We start from the raw sequence: 19,798 nt of genomic DNA, 5'->3' as shown, positions 1-19,798 counted from the left end.
CTATGACCTCTTTCAGCACCTTCCTTCGCACGGCCTTCGACAAAGGCGATTACTCGACGGACGATACCCTCGCTTTCGTCCTTCCGTTGTTCAAAGAGGTACTACGGCTCCACGAAGCGGGATTGGTGGCGCCCTTCGACCGCGGACAAGCGCTCTTCGTCAGCGATGGCGTCCTGCACATCGACGCGAATTTGGCCCATGTACCAGCCCCCGGCGTCCGATGCTTCGGGCAGCTACTGGAACCTCATGATCCGCTCTCCGATATCTTCTGTCTCGGGTTCATCCTGGGCGGCGTCCCCATGGGTCTGGACCTTTATGATCCCGAAGCGATTGTGCGTTTCGCTTCTTTAAGAACCAGCCCTTCGCTGAACTTTCCCCGCATCCACCCTACTGTAGCGCGGCTGATCACGGATATGACCGAGCCCGACCGCGGGCGCCGCTCACAGGACCTTTACGATATCATTACCCGGTCGGAGCATTACCGCGATTATGATCCCGAAAAGCAAACCGATCTGAGCCAGGTGGCCGGTTGGATGCACAAGGATCTGAAAGACCGCCAGGCTTTTATCCTAAACCGGCTGCGAAACCGGCTTTTCGATACCAGCCGCCGCAACCGGCTCCTGTATTACAAACCCAATCTGCGGTTTGTCAATCTCACCGTCAGCAGCGTTCCGGTCGTGCTGCATTACGAGAGCATCCGGCCCGAGCTGCTCTTCACCTGGAATGCCGAGCTCGCCGAAAAGATCACCGGGATGAAGGAGATCGTCCTGAACAAATACCTGCGATTTGAAGACCACGTTTATCTCCCGGCCTCGCTCGATGCGGTACGCGTCGAATCACAACGCAATATCCAGGAATATGGGTTTAGCCAGCTGCGGCTGGTGATCGCCTTCCTGAACTGGCATAATCTGAAGGAAGATCCCAAAGAGCGGATTCAGACTCCCCTGCTGCTTGTGCCGGTGAGCCTGAAGAAGAACAAGAAAGTAAAAGAGGATCACTACGTCCTGAAGGTGCTGGATAATGCCGCGGAGGTGAATCCTGTGCTGGCTGGTCAGCTCAGGGAGCTCTACGGGATCCGGCTGCCCGATTGGATCGACCTGGAAGAGATGAGCCCCGGGCAGTTCTATCGATCGGTGCAGGCGCAGGTCGAAGGCGCCAACCAGGGCATCGCCCTCCGCTACATCGACAAGCCACGCATCCGGGCGATCCAGGTCGAGGCGCAGAAGACGGTGACGCAATATCGGAAAAGGACCGGCTCTCCCGAAAGTGAAGGCCTCCCGCGGGGACTGGAGCTCTTCCAGCGCTATATCGCACCGCCGGCTCCGCCGGTACCCGAAAAAGAGGTCTTCCAGTTGGTCGACAACGAGAGCAACCCCCATAGCTGGGAGATCGATGTCTGCAATATGGTGCTGGGCAACTTCAACTACAAAAAGATGAGCCTCGTGCGCGACTATAACGTGGCCATCGACCGGCAGCAGCAACAGCCCGGCTTCGACGCGCTCTTCAGCGCCGGGCCCCGCATCTTCCCGGAACACTCCTTCGACCGCAACCGGGCCGATGACTGGTTTCATGTCGTCACCGCCGATCCCACCCAGACAAAGGCGATCCTGCAAAGCCGCGGTGGCTATAGCTATATCATCCAGGGCCCGCCTGGGACGGGCAAGAGCCAGACGATCACCAACCTGATCGCCGACTTTGTCGCCAGGGGAAAGAATATCCTCTTCGTATGCGAGAAACGCGCGGCGCTTGATGTCGTCTACCACCGGCTGAAGCAGGTGGGCCTGGAAGAGCTCTGCTGTTATATCCACGACAGCCAGGGCGACAAACGGGAATTTATCAAAAACCTGCGATCCACCTACGAAGATTTTGTCGATCGACGCATGGATCTGCCGGGGCTGAAAGCCAAACGCGAATCGCTTCTCCTTTCGATGGACCGGCATCTGGCACTCCTGCAGGAATTCCATGACCGTTCCCTCGAAGAAGGCGAGGAGACGGGCATTACCGGGCGGGCGTTGATCGAGAAGATCATCGGGCTCCGGCAGGACCTGGTCGATCTGGACCCGCGCGAGGAAGAGGAGCTGCCTGGCTACAAAGAGTGGACCGCATCGGCGGCCGTCATCGCGCAACTGGAAGCCGTGCTGGATGAGTCTGGGTCGGACGGAACTTTTTCGGAGCATCCGTTCAGCAACGTGCAGGAAAGCATTTTTCTCTCGGAAAGCCCGCATCGTACATTGGAAGCAACCCTGCACCAGGCTTTCGGCTCACTGGACGAAGTGGAGGCGCTTGTCAATGCCTGCCGGCTGGAGCCCCGGCACTTGCAGGAGGCGGAAAGACTGAAAAGCCTCGTACAATTTGCCGTCCTGCTTTATCCGCTGGCCCGTTCGGGAAATATGGCGCTGGCCGATCCCGACCGGCCCGAAGCAAAAGAGTGGAAGCGGCAATATGAGGCCTGGCGTGAGCTGCAGGAGGCCTCGCAGCAGGCGCAACAACAAAACCGGCACTGGAAACACAAGCTGCCCGAAACCGATCTCGATGCCGCCTTGCTCCTGGCCGACAAACAGGATGGGGCCTTTCTCAGCGCGCTGAACGGACCCTGGCGAAGGCTGAAGCACCGGTTGCACGAAAGCTATGATTTTACCACACATGCCGCGGGCAAACCGTCCTACCGCCAGGTGCTGGAGCAGTTGAAGACCGAATATACCGCGGCGGAACGGGCGGAGCAATCCCGGCGGCAGTTACAGCAACAATATGCATTGGATCAGAATATCGATACGGCGCGATTGAGCATCGACATGCTGCAAAGGAGAAAGGGGCATCCCGAGCTGGAATATCTTTTACAGCGGCCCGACGGCGCCGAATTGGTCATTTCACTACAGGCCCTTCATCAACCGCTCAACCGCCTGGAAACCCTGCTGGGACGCTGCCTGCAGGAACCTCCCGTTGGCAGCCTTGCGGAAACGCGGGATGAGCTGCTCAATATCCAGCTGAATGCAGACGGCCTTCGCGACTGGCTGCCCGCCCTGCGGGCTTTTACCGGTCTACCCGACGGCGTCAAAAAGGGCCTCCGACGCCTGCCGCTCCGAATGAGACAGGCGGAGGCCGCCATCGCGCGAAAAGCCCTCCGGCAGCTGTACCAGCAATACCGCGGATTCGCCAATACCGATGCCCAGGCCCTGGAAGGGGCGGTTGGGCAATTCGGCGAAGGCTACATCCGTCTTCAGCAGCTGAATGCGGAACTGATCCGCGCCTTCGTCCGACATCGCTTCCTGCAGCAGTTGGATCTGGCAGCCAGACCGGCGGCGCAGCTCAGCGAGGAACAAAAGAAGTTCAAGAAGACCTTTACCGAAGGCCGGAAGATACTGGAGAACGAATTTGGCAAGACCATGCGCTATAAAAGCATCCGCGAGCTCTCCGAAAAAGAGAGCGGCGGCGTGCTGAAAGCGGTAAAACCGGTCTGGCTGATGAGCCCTTACAGCGTCAGCGACAGCCTTCCGTTGGACGATACGCATTTTGACGTCGTGATCTTCGACGAGGCCAGCCAGATCACACTGGAGGAAGGCGTGCCGGCTCTATACCGCGCACGGCAGACGATCATCGTAGGGGATGAAAAGCAGATGCCGCCCACGGACTTCTTCCACTCGGGATCGAGAAACGCTGACCCGGACGATCTCGACAAGAGCATGGACGGAGAAGAAGAGGGGCTGGCGGAGGACGCCGACAGCCTGCTCGCCCAGGGTGCCCGCAAGCTGGAAAGCACGCTGCTGAGCTGGCACTACCGCAGCCACTACGAGACGCTGATCAGTTTCAGTAATCACGCCTTCTATGAAGGCGAGCTGCTGACCATCCCCGACCGGACGATCCACCATTCCGAAAAAACCGCGATCCGCATTGGTGGACCGGCCGATGCCGCCACCCAGGTGAACAGTCTCTTTGACCGCAGCATCAGCTTCCACCTGTTAACGGACTGCGTCTACGAAAGACGCAGCAATCCGGCGGAGGCCGTCTATATCGCCGCGCTGATCCGCGAGCTGTTGCGACGCAGGACCCGCGAAAGCATCGGCATCGTCGCCTTCAGCCAGCAACAGCAGCATACCATCGAAGCGGCCCTCGACCGGCTGGCGGCGGAAGACGCAGAATTCGAAGGGCTGCTGGAGGAGGCGTACAACCGGACCGAGAACGACCAGTATGCGGGCCTGATCATCAAGAATCTCGAGAACATCCAGGGTGATGAACGGGACATCATCATCATGAGCGTTTGTTATGGCCCCGACAGCCGGGGGCGGATGCTGATGAATTTCGGGCCGATCAATAAAAAAGGCGGCGAAAAGCGGTTGAACGTGCTGTTCAGCCGCGCCCGCAAGCATATGGCGGTGGTGAGCAGCATCCGCTATGAGCAGATTACCAATGAATACAATGAAGGCGCCGGTTATCTCCGCCGGTGGCTGCAATATGCCGAAGGGATCAGCGAAGGGAAGATGACGATGGCGCGGACGATCCTCGATGGGCTGGTGCGCAGTCAGGGCGGAGGCGGAGACCGGATCATGCCGACGATGATCCGCAGTCAGCTGAAGACACAGCTCGTCGCGCTTGGTTATACCGTTGACGGACCGATCGGCCAGTCGGATTTCAAATGCAGTCTCGCCGTGCGCCGCCGGCCCGAAGATCCGGCCTATTCCCTCGCGATCCTGATCGATGACGAAGGACACTACCAAAACGAGGATCTGATCGAGCAATATTATCAGCGGCCCGCGACCCTCCGGAGTTTCGGCTGGAAGGTGATGCCGGTGTATGCCAAGGATTGGCTGCATCAACCCCAAAAGGTGATGGAGCAGATCGTAAAGGCGTTGGGGGAACAGGGTGCAGATGTTTCCGCCGAAGACGCCAAAGGCATCTTCGGCGAGCCCGCGGCGCCGGCCGGCCCCTATGACCACCTGGCCTTCCGCAGGTTGGTACAGGGCGACGGAAATACCGGCGCCTTCTGGGAGGCGGCTACCGATGGGAATAAACTGATCGTCCGCTGGGGGCGAGCAGGAACCCGCGGCCAAACAAGGCTAAAGACCTTTGCCGACGAACCCGCCGCGCTGGCGGAACTGGAGAAGCAGGAAAAAGAACAGCTGGAAAAGGGGTTCCGGCCGGCTTAGGAGCCGCGCTGCGAACCGCCCGTCAACCGGGTATTGCTCTTCACGCCCTTGCTGTTGGCCTTTCCTTTGGGAGCCGGAAAGCCGGGGATATTACTCTTGGGACCGGCGAGTTGTTTGCCGTCTTTCTTTTTCTTATTGTTGGGAATGAGTGCCATATTAATAATGTTTTTTATAAGATAACAGAAATATAAATTTCGGCAAAAATTCAAATAAAAATAATTTTCGCCGAAATTTCGCAATATGATCTTGAACCGGATTCCATCCGGTCTGGTCACAAAATACTACTTTTTCTCCGATGCCAAAAGAACTCTATTTCGATATCAGCAGCGAGAACAGCGGCGGCAGTCTTTACCGGATCGAACAGCCGGACGGGGTTTCTTTTTTATACAACCATAGTACGACCGACCCAAAGACGGACGAGGTAACGGTCTTCGATACCTGGTATGTTAGCTTTGAAGCGTTTTGGAAGATGCTGAGCCGCGACCCGAAGTGGTATTACCTGCATCCTTTATTTGTCCACCCCGAGCAGCGGGATTTTGTGCGGGAGCAACTGAAGAGTGTGGATTGGAAGGTACATCCGGATAAAAAATGGCAGGAAAGCCATCAGCGGCAGTGGAAAAAGGTCCTTAGCGACCCCGAAGACTACTACCGCTCATGAGAGACGGAGGCATTCGAGGAGTAATAGTCTCCCCGGTACCAATAGCAAACCGTTTCCAGCCCGATCTGTGCTACGCTTTCAACGCCTTCGGACCGCTCGCCGGCTTCCGCATCCAATGTGACAGCTCGGTCCTCTCGTCCGAAAGCAGGATGAGCATCCCATTGTTCAGCCGGTAGTGGGTCACATTCTTCAGACTCTTCAAAAATGCCGCTTCGTTGTAGCCGGTACACGCCATCCGGGTCATCACGATCTTGTCGCCAAACGAAAGACTGCTGTCCGTCTTGTCCGACCAAAACCGCCCCCGCATGGAATTACAGCCTGTATTGCCCGTGAAGCGGGATTTTGCGAGGTCCAGCTGCAGGGTCGGCGTCTTGCCGGACGCAGTATCCGCCGGTAGCACAGGCTGAAGATACCAGCCGCCGCCGAGGGTGGTCGTGTCGGGAGCAGCCTTTTTGACGGCGGCAGGAAGAACGGAGTCGCCCTTTTGCGCCGCCGGTTCGCGGTGCGGGGACTGACAGGCCAGCAAGGCCAGGCCAACGGCAAATGGAAGGAGTCTCATAACCGGGTGTTTCGGATATCTATGGAAAAATTATGCCGTATCTTCGGCTATGGTCAAGGACAGCCTCCTAATCGTCGTCTCCCTCCTGTTGGTCGTATCCATGCTGGCGATGCTCAGCCAGAAGCTACGCATCTCCTATCCCATCTTCCTGGTCATCGCCGGGCTGGGGATCAGCCTCATCCCGGGCATTCCGCAGATCTCGCTGGATCCCGACCTGGTCTTTGTCATCTTTCTCCCGCCGCTGCTGTATTCGGCGGCCTGGTACACCTCCTGGCATGACTTCTGGAAGCTCCGGCGGCCCATCGGGCTGCTCGGATTCGGCCTGGTCTTTTGCACCGCCTTCGCCGTTGCCTATTTCAGTCACTGGCTGATCCCCAACTTCTCCCTTGCACTGGGATTCCTGCTGGGGGGTATTATTTCCCCGCCGGACGCCGTCGCCGCTACCAGCGTGCTGCAGAATCTGAAGGTCCCCAAACAAGTCGCCGATGTGCTGGAAGGGGAAAGCCTGGTCAATGACGCCTCCAGCCTCATCGTGTTCCGTTTTGCCATGGCTGCGATCGTAACGGGCAAGTTCGTCTTCTGGCGGGCCGGTGTGGAATTCGGATCGGTAGTGGTCCTGGGGATCGTGGTGGGGCTGGTCATCGGGAATATCGCCTATGCCATCCATCGCTGGCTTCCTACCACCTCCAGCATCGACACGGCCATCTCGCTGATCTGTCCGTTTCTGATGTATATCACCGCGGAACATTTTCACGGCTCGGGCGTTCTGGCCGTCGTCAGTGGCGGGCTTTTTCTCAGCTACCGGAGCCCGGATATCTTCACCTATGAGGCCCGGTTGCAGACGCAAAGTGTCTGGAATGTCCTGGTCTTCCTGCTCAACGGGGTGGTGTTCATTCTTATCGGGCTTCAGCTCCCGGGCATCGTCCGGGGACTGGGGGAATACAGCCTGCCGTCGGCGATCGGGTATGGCGTACTGATCAGCATCGTGACCATCATCGTGCGGCTGCTATGGGTCTATCCGGGCGCCTTTTGTCCCCGCATGCTCAGCAAACGCATCCGGGTGAAGGAGCCTAACCCGGGCTGGCGGCCGATCTTTGTCATCGGCTGGGCCGGGATGCGCGGCGTCGTCTCGCTGGCTTCGGCCCTGGCGATCCCCGTGACCCTGTCCGGCGACGCGATGTTTCCACATCGGAATATGATCCTGTTCATTACCTTCTGTGTCATCCTGTCGACGCTGGTCGTGCAGGGGCTGACCCTGCCGCTGATCATCCGGTGGCTGAAGGTGGAAACAAAGGAGAACAAGGAGGAGGAACGGCTGGAGATGCGGCTGCGTATGGCCAATGCGGTGGTTGATCATATCAATGTCCACTATCCCAGGGAATCCGAATCGATCGAGGCCTTCACCCGGTTGAAGAACCGGTATGAACGGATGGCGGCGATCACCAGCAGCCGGCTAAAGATGGAAGAATTGGGTGAAAAAGCGGCCAACTTCCTTCCCCAATACCGAAGGCTGCTGATCGAATTGGTGGACGTGCAGCGACAGGAGCTGGCAAGGATGCGGCGGGACGACCAGTTCTCCGAGGAGATCCTGCGAAACAAGGAGACCGAACTGGACCTGGAAGAAGCCCGCTACCGGCGCTAGAGCCTTACATGTTGAAGAATAACCCGGTAGAGCTCATCCGGGCTGAACGGTTTTACAATGACGCCGTTGAGTCCGGCGGCAAAGGCCTCGCTTTCCACTTCTTTTGGCATGCTGGCGGTCAACGCAATGATGGGCAAGGTCTCTCCACGCTTCCGGAGCAGCGCCGTCGCTTCATAGCCATCCATGACAGGCATATGGAGATCCATCAGGATCAGGCGGTGCCGGTTGGGATCAAGCCGTTCGAGCGCTTCCACGCCGTTTGTGGCGACGTCCACGCGGGCGCCGTTGTTTTCCAGCATCGTCTGAGCCACGAGAACATTGAGGGGATTGTCTTCCACCAGCAACAGGGACAGATCGCGCAAGAGGGCCTCCTTGCCGGTGGCCGCGGCAATCTTCCCCGGCTCCGGGGTCGGTTGAACACTGAGCGGGAAGGTCTGGGTATAATAAAAACAAGAGCCTTTCCCGGGTTCGCTCTGCACCCGGAGATCGACGTCCTGCAATTCGAGGATGCGTTTCGAAATGGCCAGCCCGAGACCCGTGCCGCCATAGCTGCGGGAGGTGGACGAGTCCGCTTGTGTGAACCGGTCGAAGATGATCTGTTGCTTCTCCCGCGGGATGCCGATACCCGTGTCCTCGACCCTGACCGTAACTGTCATTGCCTCCTTTGTTTTTTCTTCCACGGTGAGGGATACTCGCACGAAGCCTTCCCTCGTGAACTTTATCGCGTTGTGCACAAGATTGTTGATCACCTGGCTGGTTCGGGTGGGATCGCCGTCCAGCAGGCTGTCGAGCCGGGGATCGACATCCAGCAGCAGGGCGATGCCTTTTTCGGCGGCGGCATTTTGAAGGCCGGCCACGATATTGCCCGCGACACCGGGCAGATCGAAGGGGACCCGTTCGATATTGATCTTCCCCTCCTCGATCTTGTTATAGTCGAGGATATTGTTGACGATGCCAAGCAGGTTGTTGGCCGAGAACAGCAATACGCCCAGGTCTTCCTCCTGGTCCGGCCTTGGGTCGTTCCGCAACAGCAGGTGGGTCATCCCGATGACGGCATTCAGCGGGGTCCTGATCTCGTGGGACATCGTGGAAAGGAATTCCGATTTTGCCCGGAGTCCCTGTTGCGCCTGGAAGGTGGCCTTGCGGAAGCTGTCGGCGAACCGGTGGGACAGCGCCAGGGACTGAAGGAAGAAAAAGGAGATATAGCAAACAAAGAGGATGGGCCGCAGATCGGGGATGAACCCAAAATAATGGAGGTTTCCGAGCAGGAAGATCAGCAACATGATGGCCGTGCTGAGCAGCGCATACACCGAGCCGCTCCGCCGGTTGCGGGCAGCCCTGAGATAGACGTATTCTGCATACGCGATGCAAGCGAACATGACTCCAAGAAAGAAGATAAGACAACTGGTGAAGAATAGCGTCGGGGTCACAAGGATCACAACGGTATACACCAAACAGAACCCCATCATCGACCTCATCACAAGACGATGCGAATCGTCGGGATAGAGATTGCCGGTGTATAAGGTGAAAAGCGCGATGCCTGCGGACAGGGTGAGGTATTCGATGCGGATCGAAACGAACCAGTTGAGATCGTTGAACAGCGAATGGAGGGCATAGTTGCCGGTACCTACCATCCGGTAGCTGAAGACGATACAGAAGAGGGAAAAATAGAGAATGGTCTTATCCTTGCGGCCGAACGCGTAAAGACCGAGAAAGAAAAGACCACCCATCAGCATACAGCCCCCCAGCGTGAAGTCATAGGCAAAATCCTGGTTCTTTTTGAGGAAGAGTTCGTCCTTGTCGCCGAGAAGGATGTCCTTGAAGGGGCCGCCGCGGGCGTGCCAGAAGTTGGAAACCTGCATCACCAGCACCAGGGTATCGGGTTCCCCCGAGGGGATCGCGATGGTTCGGCTCGTCCAAAAGGGGGTGGCCGCCTCCCTTGTAGCAGCCGGCAGGCCATTTTGTGCCTGCACGACCTGGTTGATGTATAGCCGGTAGGCGCTGTAGACATGGTGGATCTCCATCCCGATCCGGGGCCGTTTCTTTGGAAGAAGGACGGTCAGCCGGTAGGTGCCACAGCCTTGTGAAGGCAGCGGTTTGCCGTCGATCTTTACCTCTTTCCATAGAAGGGGGAAGGGAATATAGTTGGGCGTGGCGGTGGAAAGGCTGTCGGGAGACAGGATGCGCCCGGGGTAAAACGCCCATTCTCCATTGATCTTCACATGTTTGTCAAAAAGATTGACATCACGGAGATCGATCACTCCTTTTTGGGCGACAGGTTGCTGACCGAGTCCGGGCAGACTCGAAAGAATGCAGAGGAGCACCGCCAGAACGCACCTTAACCCTTTCATATAGCCAAAACGAAAAAAAAGCGGCCGTCTTGTAGACGGCCGCTTTTATATTTTATGAGAATCATTATTTCTTCTCGAGGAGCTTGAAGAACTGATCCAGCTGCGGCAGGATCACGATACGGGTGCGGCGGTTAGCTGCACGGCCCTCTTCGGTATCGTTGCCTGCAACGGGAACATATTCGCCACGACCTGCTGCCGTGATATGAGCCGGATCGAGGCCATATTGGTTCTGCAGGATGCGGACTACGGAGGTGGCGCGTTTCACGCTAAGATCCCAGTTGTCCTTCAGGTAGGGAGGACGAACATATTTCTTGTTGTCGGTATGGCCTTCGACCATGAACTCGATATCGGGCTGAGCCTTCAGCACCTGGGCAACCTTGCCGAGTACAGTCTTGGCCTGCTCGGTAACATCGTAGCTGCCGCTCTTGAACAGCAGCTTGTCGGAGATGTCGATGTAGATAACACCCTTGTCGACCTTGATGTTGATATCCTTGTCGTCCATGTTACCGATGGCGCCTTTCAGGTTCATCACGAGGGCCATGTTCAGGGAATCCTTATGCGCCAGCTCGGCCTGGAGGTTCTGGATATAAGTATCCTTTGCCCCGATATTGTCCAAAGATTTTTTGATGCTTTCCGCCTGGGAGTTGGAGATGACAGACAGATCTTGCAGCTGTTTAAGGGTAACGTCATGATTCTGCTTCAGGAAGTCGATCTGCTTGTTGAGGGCGTCGATCTGGTTCTGAAGGGCGGTACGCTTGCTGGCGTCGTCGGCGGTCAAATCGTTACATGCTTTGAGGTCACCGGCTAATTTAGCGTTGGCAGCGGTTAAGGAGTCGATCTTTGCCTGCGCTGCTTTGAATTTCTTCTGGCTAACGCAAGAGAAAAGGAACACAGAAAGGGCAGTGTAGAGCAAAGTTTGTTTAAGCTTCATAGTAATATCATTTTTTTGAAAAATAATTATTCCTTCTGTGCATGCTGTGCGTGTTAGAGGCTGCCATCAGAACAGAATAACGGTGTCAAAGATAACCCAACAATCTAATATAAGATAATCTGTTGTGGCAAAAAATAGGCGAATTTGATGCCAAAATCATCGGCAGCGATCCCCAATATTTCAAACCGGACCGCGCAATGGGACAAAAAACCGTGATTTTACGGGCTTCCAGGAGCGAAAGACCGAACGTTAAAAGGCTTTATAGCATACTCTAAGCCCCGGCGTTACAAGTTTAAAGATGTTATTAAAATAGATGGCGGGCCGGATAAGGATGCGGTTTCGAAGGAGCCTGACCTCGCCGGCAGTGAGCCGCCAGCCGTCTTTTTCGAAGAAATCGCCGCATCGGCGGATAAAATAGGCCAGGAGATGCTCTATAAGGAGAAGATAGAGGTGATCTCCGGGCAATCATTGATGCCGGGCTTCTGATAGATAGTGTCCTTCTTCATCGTAATGGAAGGATCCTTTGTGAGATAGGCCGGGTGGCCGGCACCGGGTTTCCAGTCCCCGGCCCAACGGCGTTCCTTATTCACTTCCAGCTCCTCCTTCTTCGCATTGATGCCCGTGGCGATCCGGCTCCCGAGGTCGCCGTAGCGGTTAATGACGACGGTGAGCCGGCTGAAGCGATCCCCTTTCTCTGCCGGCGGGATGTACACTGTATCCTGACGCAAACGGAGCAGGCTCGGGTCGTTCTCGCCAGGCAGGAAGGTGGTTTCCGGCGACCGCGTCTCACGGATCCGCACCATTTTGCGGCCGGCTTCGGCGGCGCGACCGGGGGCGGCGTGCTTTCCGCCAGCATGTTGGCCGGCGGGCCGGGATCGCCGGGGTGACCGAAGTTGTCACGGTCAGGGGGGCGGGCGAGCGTAGGGGGCGGGCGAGCGTAGGGGGCGGGATCTCCCGGGATTCGGTGGATGCCGCCGGCCGAACCGCCCCGGGCATTCCGGATCTGCCCGGGTATATTCATCCGGCCATTTACTCCTTAAATGCATGTTACAACCATTGCGTTGCCTGGAAAAATGAAATTTCTCCAACAACACCAAAAAAATTAGTCAGAAAAATGCTAATTATATTAGTGTGTATAATTAATTTACCTTAGCTTTGCTGAATCAATAAATTTGGGGGAACTAAAAAAACAACGATTATGTCAAACGCAGAAAAGCTCAAGGCTTTAAAGTTGACGATGGACAAAATAGACAAGGATTTCGGGAAGGGAAGCGTGATGATGATGAACGAGAAAAGCCAGGAACCCATGGAGGTCATATCCACCGGATCCATCGGACTGGACATGGCGCTGGGCGTCGGCGGTCTGCCAAAAGGCAGGGTTGTTGAGATCTATGGCCCCGAATCTTCCGGTAAAACGACCATCGCTACCCATATCATCGCAGAAGCCCAGAAAAAAGGCGGAATGTGCGCGATCATCGACGCCGAACACGCCTTCGACAGCGGTTACGCTCAGAAACTGGGCGTCGACATCGACAACCTGCTGATCTCTCAGCCCGACTATGGCGAACAGGCGCTCGAGATCGCCGACCGCCTCATCCTCTCCGGCGCACTCGACGTCGTAGTCATCGACTCCGTTGCAGCACTTGTCCCTAAGGGTGAGTTGGAAGGCGAGATGGGCGACAGCAAAATGGGTCTCCAGGCACGCCTCATGTCACAGGCACTCCGCAAACTCACGGCTACGATCTCCAAGACCAACACCATCTGTATCTTTATCAACCAGCTCCGGGAAAAGATCGGCGTCATGTTCGGCAACCCCGAAACGACGACCGGCGGTAACGCCCTTAAATTCTACGCCTCCGTTCGCCTCGATATCCGCCGCATGGCGCAGATAAAGGACGGCGAAGAAGCCGTGGGCAACCGGGTGAAAGTAAAAGTGGTGAAGAACAAGGTCGCCCCGCCCTTCCGCGCCGCGGAATTCGACATCGTCTTCGGCGAAGGCGTCTCGAAGATGGGCGAGATCATCGACATGGGCGTCGAACTCGGAATCGTAAACAAGAGCGGTAGCTGGTTCAGCTACGGCAGCGACAAGCTCGGCCAGGGACGCGACACAGTGAAACAATTACTGCATGATAACCCCGAACTGGCCACCGAGATCGAAAATAAGATCCGGGAAAAAGTGAAGGAAATGCAAAGTGCGTAACGCTAACGTCTGAGCCAACCGAGCGGTGTCCGCCAGCGGCGGCTCAGTTTTTAGTGTATAATTAAATTGGTTAGTAATTACCAGGCCCCGATTTCCATCGGGGCCTTCTTATTTATAGTAATGTGCTGAAGATCAATCAGGCAGGCTTAAAAATAAAAAAGGGGTCTGAATAGAAATTCAACCCCGTTTTAAAATCCAATATCCTATGAAAAACCAAGATAAAGGTATAGGAATAAAATCAAATCTGCAATACCATTTTCAGGTAATATTTTTTTTAAGGTCTTTTTAATTCTTCACCAGCTGCTGGGAAACCACTCTATTGCTTTCTTTATCAGTTACTCGGATGACATAGACCCCACGCTCCAGGAAACCAACGCTAACGACTTGCAGTCCAGGCTGTAACCGTTTACTTACCCGCGTATTGCCGGAAGGATCAATGATCTGCAGATCCAGGCTGTGCTCCGTGCGCACGATAAACACCTTGTCGACGGGATTGGGATAAAACTTAAAGTCTACATCACCGGAAATACTGAGCTCCACTGTCCGGGAATAAACCGCCGTATCCTTCTTGCCGGTATACTTGATCCGGTAATAATTAAGGCCATTGGGCGGCGCCTGGTCCGACAGCTCATAGTGCCCCCGGACCCCCGTAGACCGCAGCGCACCGATCGTTTCGAAGTGACCCTCCTGCCCCCGCTCGACGATAAAATAATCCCCTTCGAATGCACTGTCCGCATCCCACTGTAACGAAACACTCCGGTTGGATTCTTTCATCACGGCGTTGAAGTTTATGGCCGGCCCATGTTGCGCCTGGGAAGCGCAGCATATGACAAGAGCCAGTAACGTCAGACAGGTTCTTTTTTTCATTGCCGATGGGTAAGTATATGATCAACAACCGAGGGGGGAGGGGGTACAAATTCCATGCCTGACCAATAAAACGCATCGCCTTCATCAAAATTTTTCGCGAGTTGTTATAGTATTCCTAAAGAAGGTATCTTCACCAAGCACCATTAAAACGTGCTTAGTATGCAAATCCCCGTGAGGAAAATGAGCGGCTCGAAACGCATCGCCCTCGTAGCGCACGACAACAAGAAGATCGAATTGATCGAATGGGCCGTCTATAATAAAACAGCCCTCAGCAAACACAAGCTCTTCGGCACCGGAACCACCGGCGGCCTCGTAGAAGCAGCCCTCGGCCAATCCGTAAGCAAATTCCTCAGCGGCCCGCTCGGCGGCGACCAACAGATCGGCGCCCGTATCGCCGAAGGCAAGATCGACGTCCTCATCTTCTTCTGGGACCCGATGGAAGCCCTGCCCCATGACCCGGATATCAAAGCCCTCCTCCGACTGGCCGTGACCTGGAACATCCCCTTCGCCTGCGACCGCGCCACCGCCGACTTCCTGCTGACCTCGCCGCTCATGTTCTCAGACTACGACATCATCGTCCCGGACTATACGCAATACGCCAAGCGGCTTGACAAACCCGACCAATCCATCCATTCGGATCTATCACCAAAACAATAATCGCATTACCTTGGCGGGCCGCCGGTCCGCCGGCCGAAGGTCCATAAAACCGTATGCGGGGAATGGGCTAATTTCGGCAAAACCCATTCCCCGCACTACAATATGAGAAAACAACTACTGGCCGGCGCCCTCCTGTTGGCCTCCACCCTGGCCCAATCCCAATCCCACTCCCTCTCGGGATTCAACGAGGCCGAAGCCAAACAGGAACAACAGCTGGAAGCCACCTTCGACGGCTATCTCCGCGCCGCCAACGTCGACAGCGGCATCCGCATCCTATCCTCCCGCCCCCATCACGTCGGTTCACCCGGCGACAAAGCCGTGGTCGACTACATCTATAACCAATTCAAGAGTTGGGGCTATGACGTCAAAACGGAGACCTTTACCGTCTTATTCCCTACGCCAAAGCAGCGGTTGCTGGAAATGACGGCCCCCACGACTTTCAAAGCAACGCTGGCCGAGCCGGCGCTAAAAGAAGATCGCACCTCCGGTCAGACCAGCGAGCAGCTCCCGACCTACAACTGCTGGTCCCCCGATGGCGACGTCACCGGCGAGCTGGTGTTTGTCAACTATGGCATCCCCGACGACTACGATCGCCTGGAAAGAATGGGTATCTCCGTAAAAGGCAAGATCGTCATCGCCAAATACGGCCGCTCCTGGCGGGGGATAAAACCCAAGGTCGCGCAAGAACACGGGGCCATCGGCTGCCTGATCTACTCCGACCCGAAGGACGATGGCTATTATGATGGCGACGTCTATCCAAAAGGCGCGTTCAAGAACGAATACGGCGTCCAGCGCGGCTCGATCATGGACATGCCGATCTATCCCGGCGATCCGCTCACCCCGGGCGAGGGCGCAACGAAAGACGCCAAACGCCTTGACCGCAAGGACGCCACCGTCCTCCTTAAAATACCCGTACTCCCCATCAGCTATCATGATGCCGAACCCCTGTTGCGGGCCCTCGGCGGCCCGGTTGCCCCGGAAGACTGGCGCGGCGCCCTGCCCTTCACCTACCATGTCGGGCCCGGCAAGACGCAGGTGCATCTCAAGCTGGCCTTTAACTGGGACATGAAACCGGTGACGGACGTCATCGCCAAAATGCCCGGCAGCGTTTGGCCCGACGAATGGGTTATACGCGGTAATCACCACGACGCCTGGGTCAACGGCGCCGGCGACCCCATCAGCGGTCAATCGGCCATGCTGGAGGAAGCCCGCGGCATCGCCGAGCTCCGCAAAACTGGCTGGAAGCCCAAACGCACGATCGTCTACTGCGCGTGGGATGGCGAAGAACCCGGCCTGATAGGTTCCACGGAATGGGTGGAGACCCATGCGGCGGAGCTCCAACAAAAAGCTGTAGTCTATATCAATTCCGACGGCAACGGCCGCGGATACCTCGGTGCAGAAGGCTCCCATGGCCTCGAACCGTTTGTCAACGAGGTGGCCCGGGACGTCATCGATCCTGAAACGGGTATCTCCGTCATCGACCGCCGCCACGCGCGCGACCTGGTAAATGCCGCGGAAGCCGGCCGTCTGAAAAAAGACCTCTTCCAGAAAAAAACGATTAGCCTCGGAGCCATGGGCTCGGGATCGGATTACTCCCCATTCATCCAGCACCTGGGTATTCCCTGTCTCGATTTCGGCTATGGAGGGGAATCGGCCGGAGGCGAATACCACTCGATCTACGACAGCTATGACGATTACCGCCGCTTCAAAGACCCCAGCTTCCAGTACGGAGTCACACTGGCCAAAACGGCCGGTCGCAGCACGCTACGGATGGCGGACGCGGGTCTGCTACCTTTCGATTTCCGCTCGCTATCTACGACGATCAACGGCTATGCCGCAGACCTCATCAACCAGCTTGACCAGCTGCGCGAGACAACGGCCCTCACCAACCAGCTGATCAAAGAGCATGACTACCGCTTTGCCACCGATACGGCCCGCCATCTCCTCCTTCCCGAAGGCAAGGACGAGGTGCCGTACCTGGATTTCTCGCCGCTGCAAAACGCGCTCAACCAGCTGGACCACGCGACCAAACATCTCGGTGATACGCTCGCAAAGGCAAAGCTGGACGGAACCGACCTGCAACGGGTAAATGAGGCCCTGTACCGGGCGGAACAACAATTGCTATCTGATAACGGGCTGCCTCGCCGCCCCTGGTACCGGCACGCGATATACGCCCCCGGTTTTTATACCGGCTACGGCGTAAAGACCCTGCCCGGCATCCGGGAAGCGATCGAACAGCGCAATTTCACCGAAGCCCAACAACAGATCGCTGTCGACGCCGCGGTGTTGAAGAAGTTCGCTGCTTACCTGAGTGCGATCTTCTTCAAGGAATAAAATATCTTGAATAAAACGCTACGATACCTCCTTCGAATAGCAGGCGTCCTTGTGGGCCTGCTATTCCTTCTTTGGATCGGCCTGATCGCCTACGCCTTGCTCAACAAGGCGACGTTGCTGGAAAAAGCAAGGTCGGCCCTGCAGGAGCGGATCGGCGGCCAGGTCCGGATCGGCAACCTCGACCTGTCCTTCTTCCGGCATTTTCCGAATGTCACCGCCCGCTTCTCGGACGTCCTGCTCCGCGACAGCGCCTGGCCACAGCACCAGCATGATCTCCTGAGGGTCGCCGGGGCCGACGTCTCCTGCAACATACTCCAAACCCTGCTGACCTTCCACGTACAGATCGGCGAAATAGACCTCGAACACGGGCAGATCTATTTCTACACGGATAGCACGGGCTACTCGAATACTTACCTGTTAAAACACCAGAAGCCTGGCCCACCCGGTAAGTCGGGGAATGCACCCGATATCGGCCTTACCGACATCCGCTGGATCCTGGAACGCCAGGACAGGCACAAACTCTTCGATCTCGATATCCACCGGCTACGTTGTCATATCGGGCAGGACCGCCGGCTTCTTCACCTGCAGATCCGCGATGCCGGCATCGTCGTCAACAGCCTTGCCTTTAATACCGAAAAAGGCAGCTTTTTAAAAGGGAAAAAGCTCACCGGTAATTTCCTCGTGGACTATAACACGGCCAGCAAGATCGTCCAGTTCAACGAGGCGATGGTGGCGATCGACGATCATCCTTTCGTCTTCAGTGGCCGGTTCTTCCCGACCGTGCATCCGGATCCGTTCTTCCTCAAGATTGCGACGGACGACATTCCCTTCCACCTGGCGACGGCCCTGCTGGCACCCAATATCCAGCAGAAGATCGACGTCTACGACATCGACAAGCCCATTTCCATCCGGGCGCAGCTGGATGCCGGCGCCGCCGATGATAAAACGCCGCAGATCGTCGTCCATCTCAACCTTGACAACGCCAGCGTACTCACGCCTGCGGGCCGTTTTACCGGCGTCTCGTGCAAAGGCAGCTTTAGCAACGAAGGACAACGGGGCGAGCCACGGGGTGATGAGAACTCCGTGCTCCGGTTTCTCGGCTTTTCCGGGCAGCTGCAAAACCTGCCGTTGCGCGCCGACACGATCACGATCACCAACCTGAAATTTCCCCGGCTTGCCTGCGATCTTCATTCCCATTTCCCGCTGGAGCAATTGAACGATGTCACCGGCAGCCAGACGCTGCAGTTCACGGGTGGAATCGGGAATATGAACCTCCACTATAAAGGCCCGCTTTCCGAGAATGATACGGCCGGTACTGCCGTCAATGGCCGGATCGACCTGGACTCCGCCACGTTGGTCTATCTCCCCTACGCCTTCCGGTTGACGAACGGAAAAGGACGGCTGCTTTTCAAAGACCAGGACCTGTTGATCGAACAGCTGAGCATTCGTGCCGGCAATACGCCCATCGCCGTAAGGGGCATAGCGAAGAACCTCGTCGCGCTGTTGGACCGGAACACGGAAGACGTGGGCCTGGACCTCAACCTGACCACGCCGCATCTCGACCTCGGCGACCTCGCCGTCCTTGCCGGCCACCCCACCGCCGGCGCGCCGACCCGCAGCAACAGGAGTCCTTTTGGAGAATCCTTCGCACGCATCGACCGGCTCCTGAAGGAAGGAGCCATCCATATCGGCATCAATGCGGGTGACCTGAAATTCCAAAAATTCGCTGGTGCGCATGCCAAAGCGGACCTCGTGTTCGATGATCATGAGATCAGGCTTAACCGCCTGACTCTTGAACAGGGTAACGGCTCTATCGAGCTGAAAGCCCGGCTCGACCGCAAGGGCTCCGGCGCCAATAACCCCGTCTCGCTGGAATCCCATCTTGACCAGGTCGATCTGCCGACGCTGTTTATGGCCTTCAATGATTTTCACCAGGACGCCATTACCTCCAGGAACCTGAAAGGAAAGCTCTCCGCAGATATACGGCTTGCGGGCGCGATGACCGACAAGGCTAAGATGGTCCCCAACAGCCTGAAGGGATCGCTGGATTTCACGATCCGCGATGGCCAGCTCGTCGACTTCGCCCCGATGGAAAAGATACGCGTGGCCGTGCTGAAGAATAAGGACTTATCGGCCGTCAAATTTGCCGAGCTGAAGAATCATCTCGACCTCGACTCCACTACGCTGATCTTTCAGCGAATGGAGATCCGCTCCACGGCCTTTACCCTGTATGCGGAAGGTCGTTATGACCTCAGGACGGGGCCGGATTGGAGTTTGCAGGTGCCGCTCAGCAATCTCTCCAAGAATCAAAACGGCGGCATTCCCCCCGACAGCCGGGGAAACGATAGCAAGGCCGGGCCGAGTGTTCGCCTTCGCGCCCGGCGGGGTGATGATGGAAAACTGAAAGTCTCCTGGGACCCGTTTAAAAAGGCGCTTAAAAAGATAAAACATCGGTAAT

At 56.6% G+C, this 19,798-nt stretch carries 13 protein-coding genes; 7 read left to right on the top strand and 6 right to left on the bottom strand.

Annotation, left to right across the window (positions count from 1 at the left end; genetic code table 11):
* Positions 1–2: 2 nt before the first annotated feature.
* Positions 3–5,141 carry an AAA domain-containing protein gene (locus VHE34_RS18690; protein ID WP_325590383.1) on the top strand — a complete coding sequence of 1,713 codons (5,139 nt, stop codon included), beginning with the start codon at positions 3–5 and terminating at the stop codon, positions 5,139–5,141.
* Here the strand turns inward: VHE34_RS18690 and VHE34_RS18685 are convergent.
* Positions 5,138–5,296, bottom strand: a complete 159-nt coding sequence (locus VHE34_RS18685) for a hypothetical protein (RefSeq protein ID WP_325590382.1) — start codon at positions 5,294–5,296, stop codon at positions 5,138–5,140. The two genes, VHE34_RS18690 and VHE34_RS18685, sit on opposite strands and share 4 nt — an antisense overlap.
* 140 nt (positions 5,297–5,436) lie before the next feature.
* Here VHE34_RS18685 and VHE34_RS18680 point away from each other — a divergent pair, with 140 nt between their 5' ends.
* Positions 5,437–5,799: a hypothetical protein gene (locus VHE34_RS18680; RefSeq protein ID WP_325590381.1), complete on the top strand. Its 363-nt coding sequence runs from the start codon at positions 5,437–5,439 to the stop codon at positions 5,797–5,799.
* Positions 5,800–5,869: 70 nt separating this feature from the next.
* Here VHE34_RS18680 and VHE34_RS18675 read toward each other — a convergent pair whose 3' ends face one another.
* Positions 5,870–6,358 (bottom strand): META domain-containing protein, encoded by a 489-nt coding sequence (locus VHE34_RS18675; RefSeq protein WP_325590380.1) that lies wholly within the window; start codon positions 6,356–6,358, stop codon positions 5,870–5,872.
* A gap of 49 nt (positions 6,359–6,407) precedes the next feature.
* On the opposite strand from VHE34_RS18675, the gene VHE34_RS18670 reads away from it, so the two are divergent.
* Complete coding sequence (locus VHE34_RS18670) at positions 6,408–8,000, top strand: Na+/H+ antiporter (protein ID WP_325590379.1); 1,593 nt, start codon at positions 6,408–6,410, stop codon at positions 7,998–8,000.
* Here VHE34_RS18670 and VHE34_RS18665 read toward each other — a convergent pair.
* The 3 genes from VHE34_RS18665 to VHE34_RS18655 all read right to left on the bottom strand — a co-directional run bounded on the left by VHE34_RS18665 (position 7,997) and on the right by VHE34_RS18655 (position 12,085).
* Complete coding sequence (locus VHE34_RS18665; protein ID WP_325590378.1) at positions 7,997–10,351, bottom strand: ATP-binding protein; 2,355 nt, start codon at positions 10,349–10,351, stop codon at positions 7,997–7,999. The genes VHE34_RS18670 and VHE34_RS18665 overlap by 4 nt on opposite strands.
* A 64-nt stretch (positions 10,352–10,415) precedes the next feature.
* Positions 10,416–11,282, bottom strand: coding sequence for an OmpA/MotB family protein (locus VHE34_RS18660; RefSeq protein WP_325590377.1), 867 nt, complete (start codon positions 11,280–11,282; stop codon positions 10,416–10,418).
* 431 nt (positions 11,283–11,713) lie between these two features.
* Positions 11,714–12,085, bottom strand: a complete 372-nt coding sequence (locus VHE34_RS18655) for a hypothetical protein (protein ID WP_325590376.1) — start codon at positions 12,083–12,085, stop codon at positions 11,714–11,716.
* 395 nt (positions 12,086–12,480) lie between these two features.
* Between VHE34_RS18655 and recA the strand changes: the two genes are divergently transcribed.
* Positions 12,481–13,482 carry a recombinase RecA gene (gene recA / locus VHE34_RS18650; RefSeq protein ID WP_325590375.1) on the top strand — a complete coding sequence of 334 codons (1,002 nt, stop codon included), beginning with the start codon at positions 12,481–12,483 and terminating at the stop codon, positions 13,480–13,482.
* A gap of 285 nt (positions 13,483–13,767) precedes the next feature.
* Here the strand turns inward: recA and VHE34_RS18645 are convergent, their stop codons facing one another.
* Complete coding sequence (locus VHE34_RS18645; protein WP_325590374.1) at positions 13,768–14,349, bottom strand: T9SS type A sorting domain-containing protein; 582 nt, start codon at positions 14,347–14,349, stop codon at positions 13,768–13,770.
* A gap of 159 nt (positions 14,350–14,508) precedes the next feature.
* On the opposite strand from VHE34_RS18645, the gene VHE34_RS18640 reads away from it, so the two are divergent.
* The 3 genes from VHE34_RS18640 (at position 14,509) to VHE34_RS18630 (ending at position 19,797) form a co-directional block, all read left to right on the top strand.
* Positions 14,509–15,006, top strand: coding sequence for a methylglyoxal synthase (locus tag VHE34_RS18640; RefSeq protein ID WP_325590373.1), 498 nt, complete (start codon positions 14,509–14,511; stop codon positions 15,004–15,006).
* Positions 15,007–15,108: 102 nt separating this feature from the next.
* A complete protein-coding gene (locus VHE34_RS18635; protein ID WP_325590372.1) occupies positions 15,109–17,340 on the top strand; it encodes a transferrin receptor-like dimerization domain-containing protein in 2,232 nt (743 codons plus the stop codon).
* A 6-nt stretch (positions 17,341–17,346) separates the two neighbouring features.
* A complete protein-coding gene (locus VHE34_RS18630; RefSeq protein WP_325590371.1) occupies positions 17,347–19,797 on the top strand; it encodes an AsmA-like C-terminal region-containing protein in 2,451 nt (816 codons plus the stop codon).
* Position 19,798: the final 1 nt, after the last annotated feature.

The organism is Puia sp., assembly GCF_035546395.1.
Taxonomy (GTDB): Bacteria; Bacteroidota; Bacteroidia; order Chitinophagales; family Chitinophagaceae; genus Puia.
Note: the sequence above shows the minus strand (reverse complement) of the source record. Positions and strands in the feature narration are given on the sequence as shown.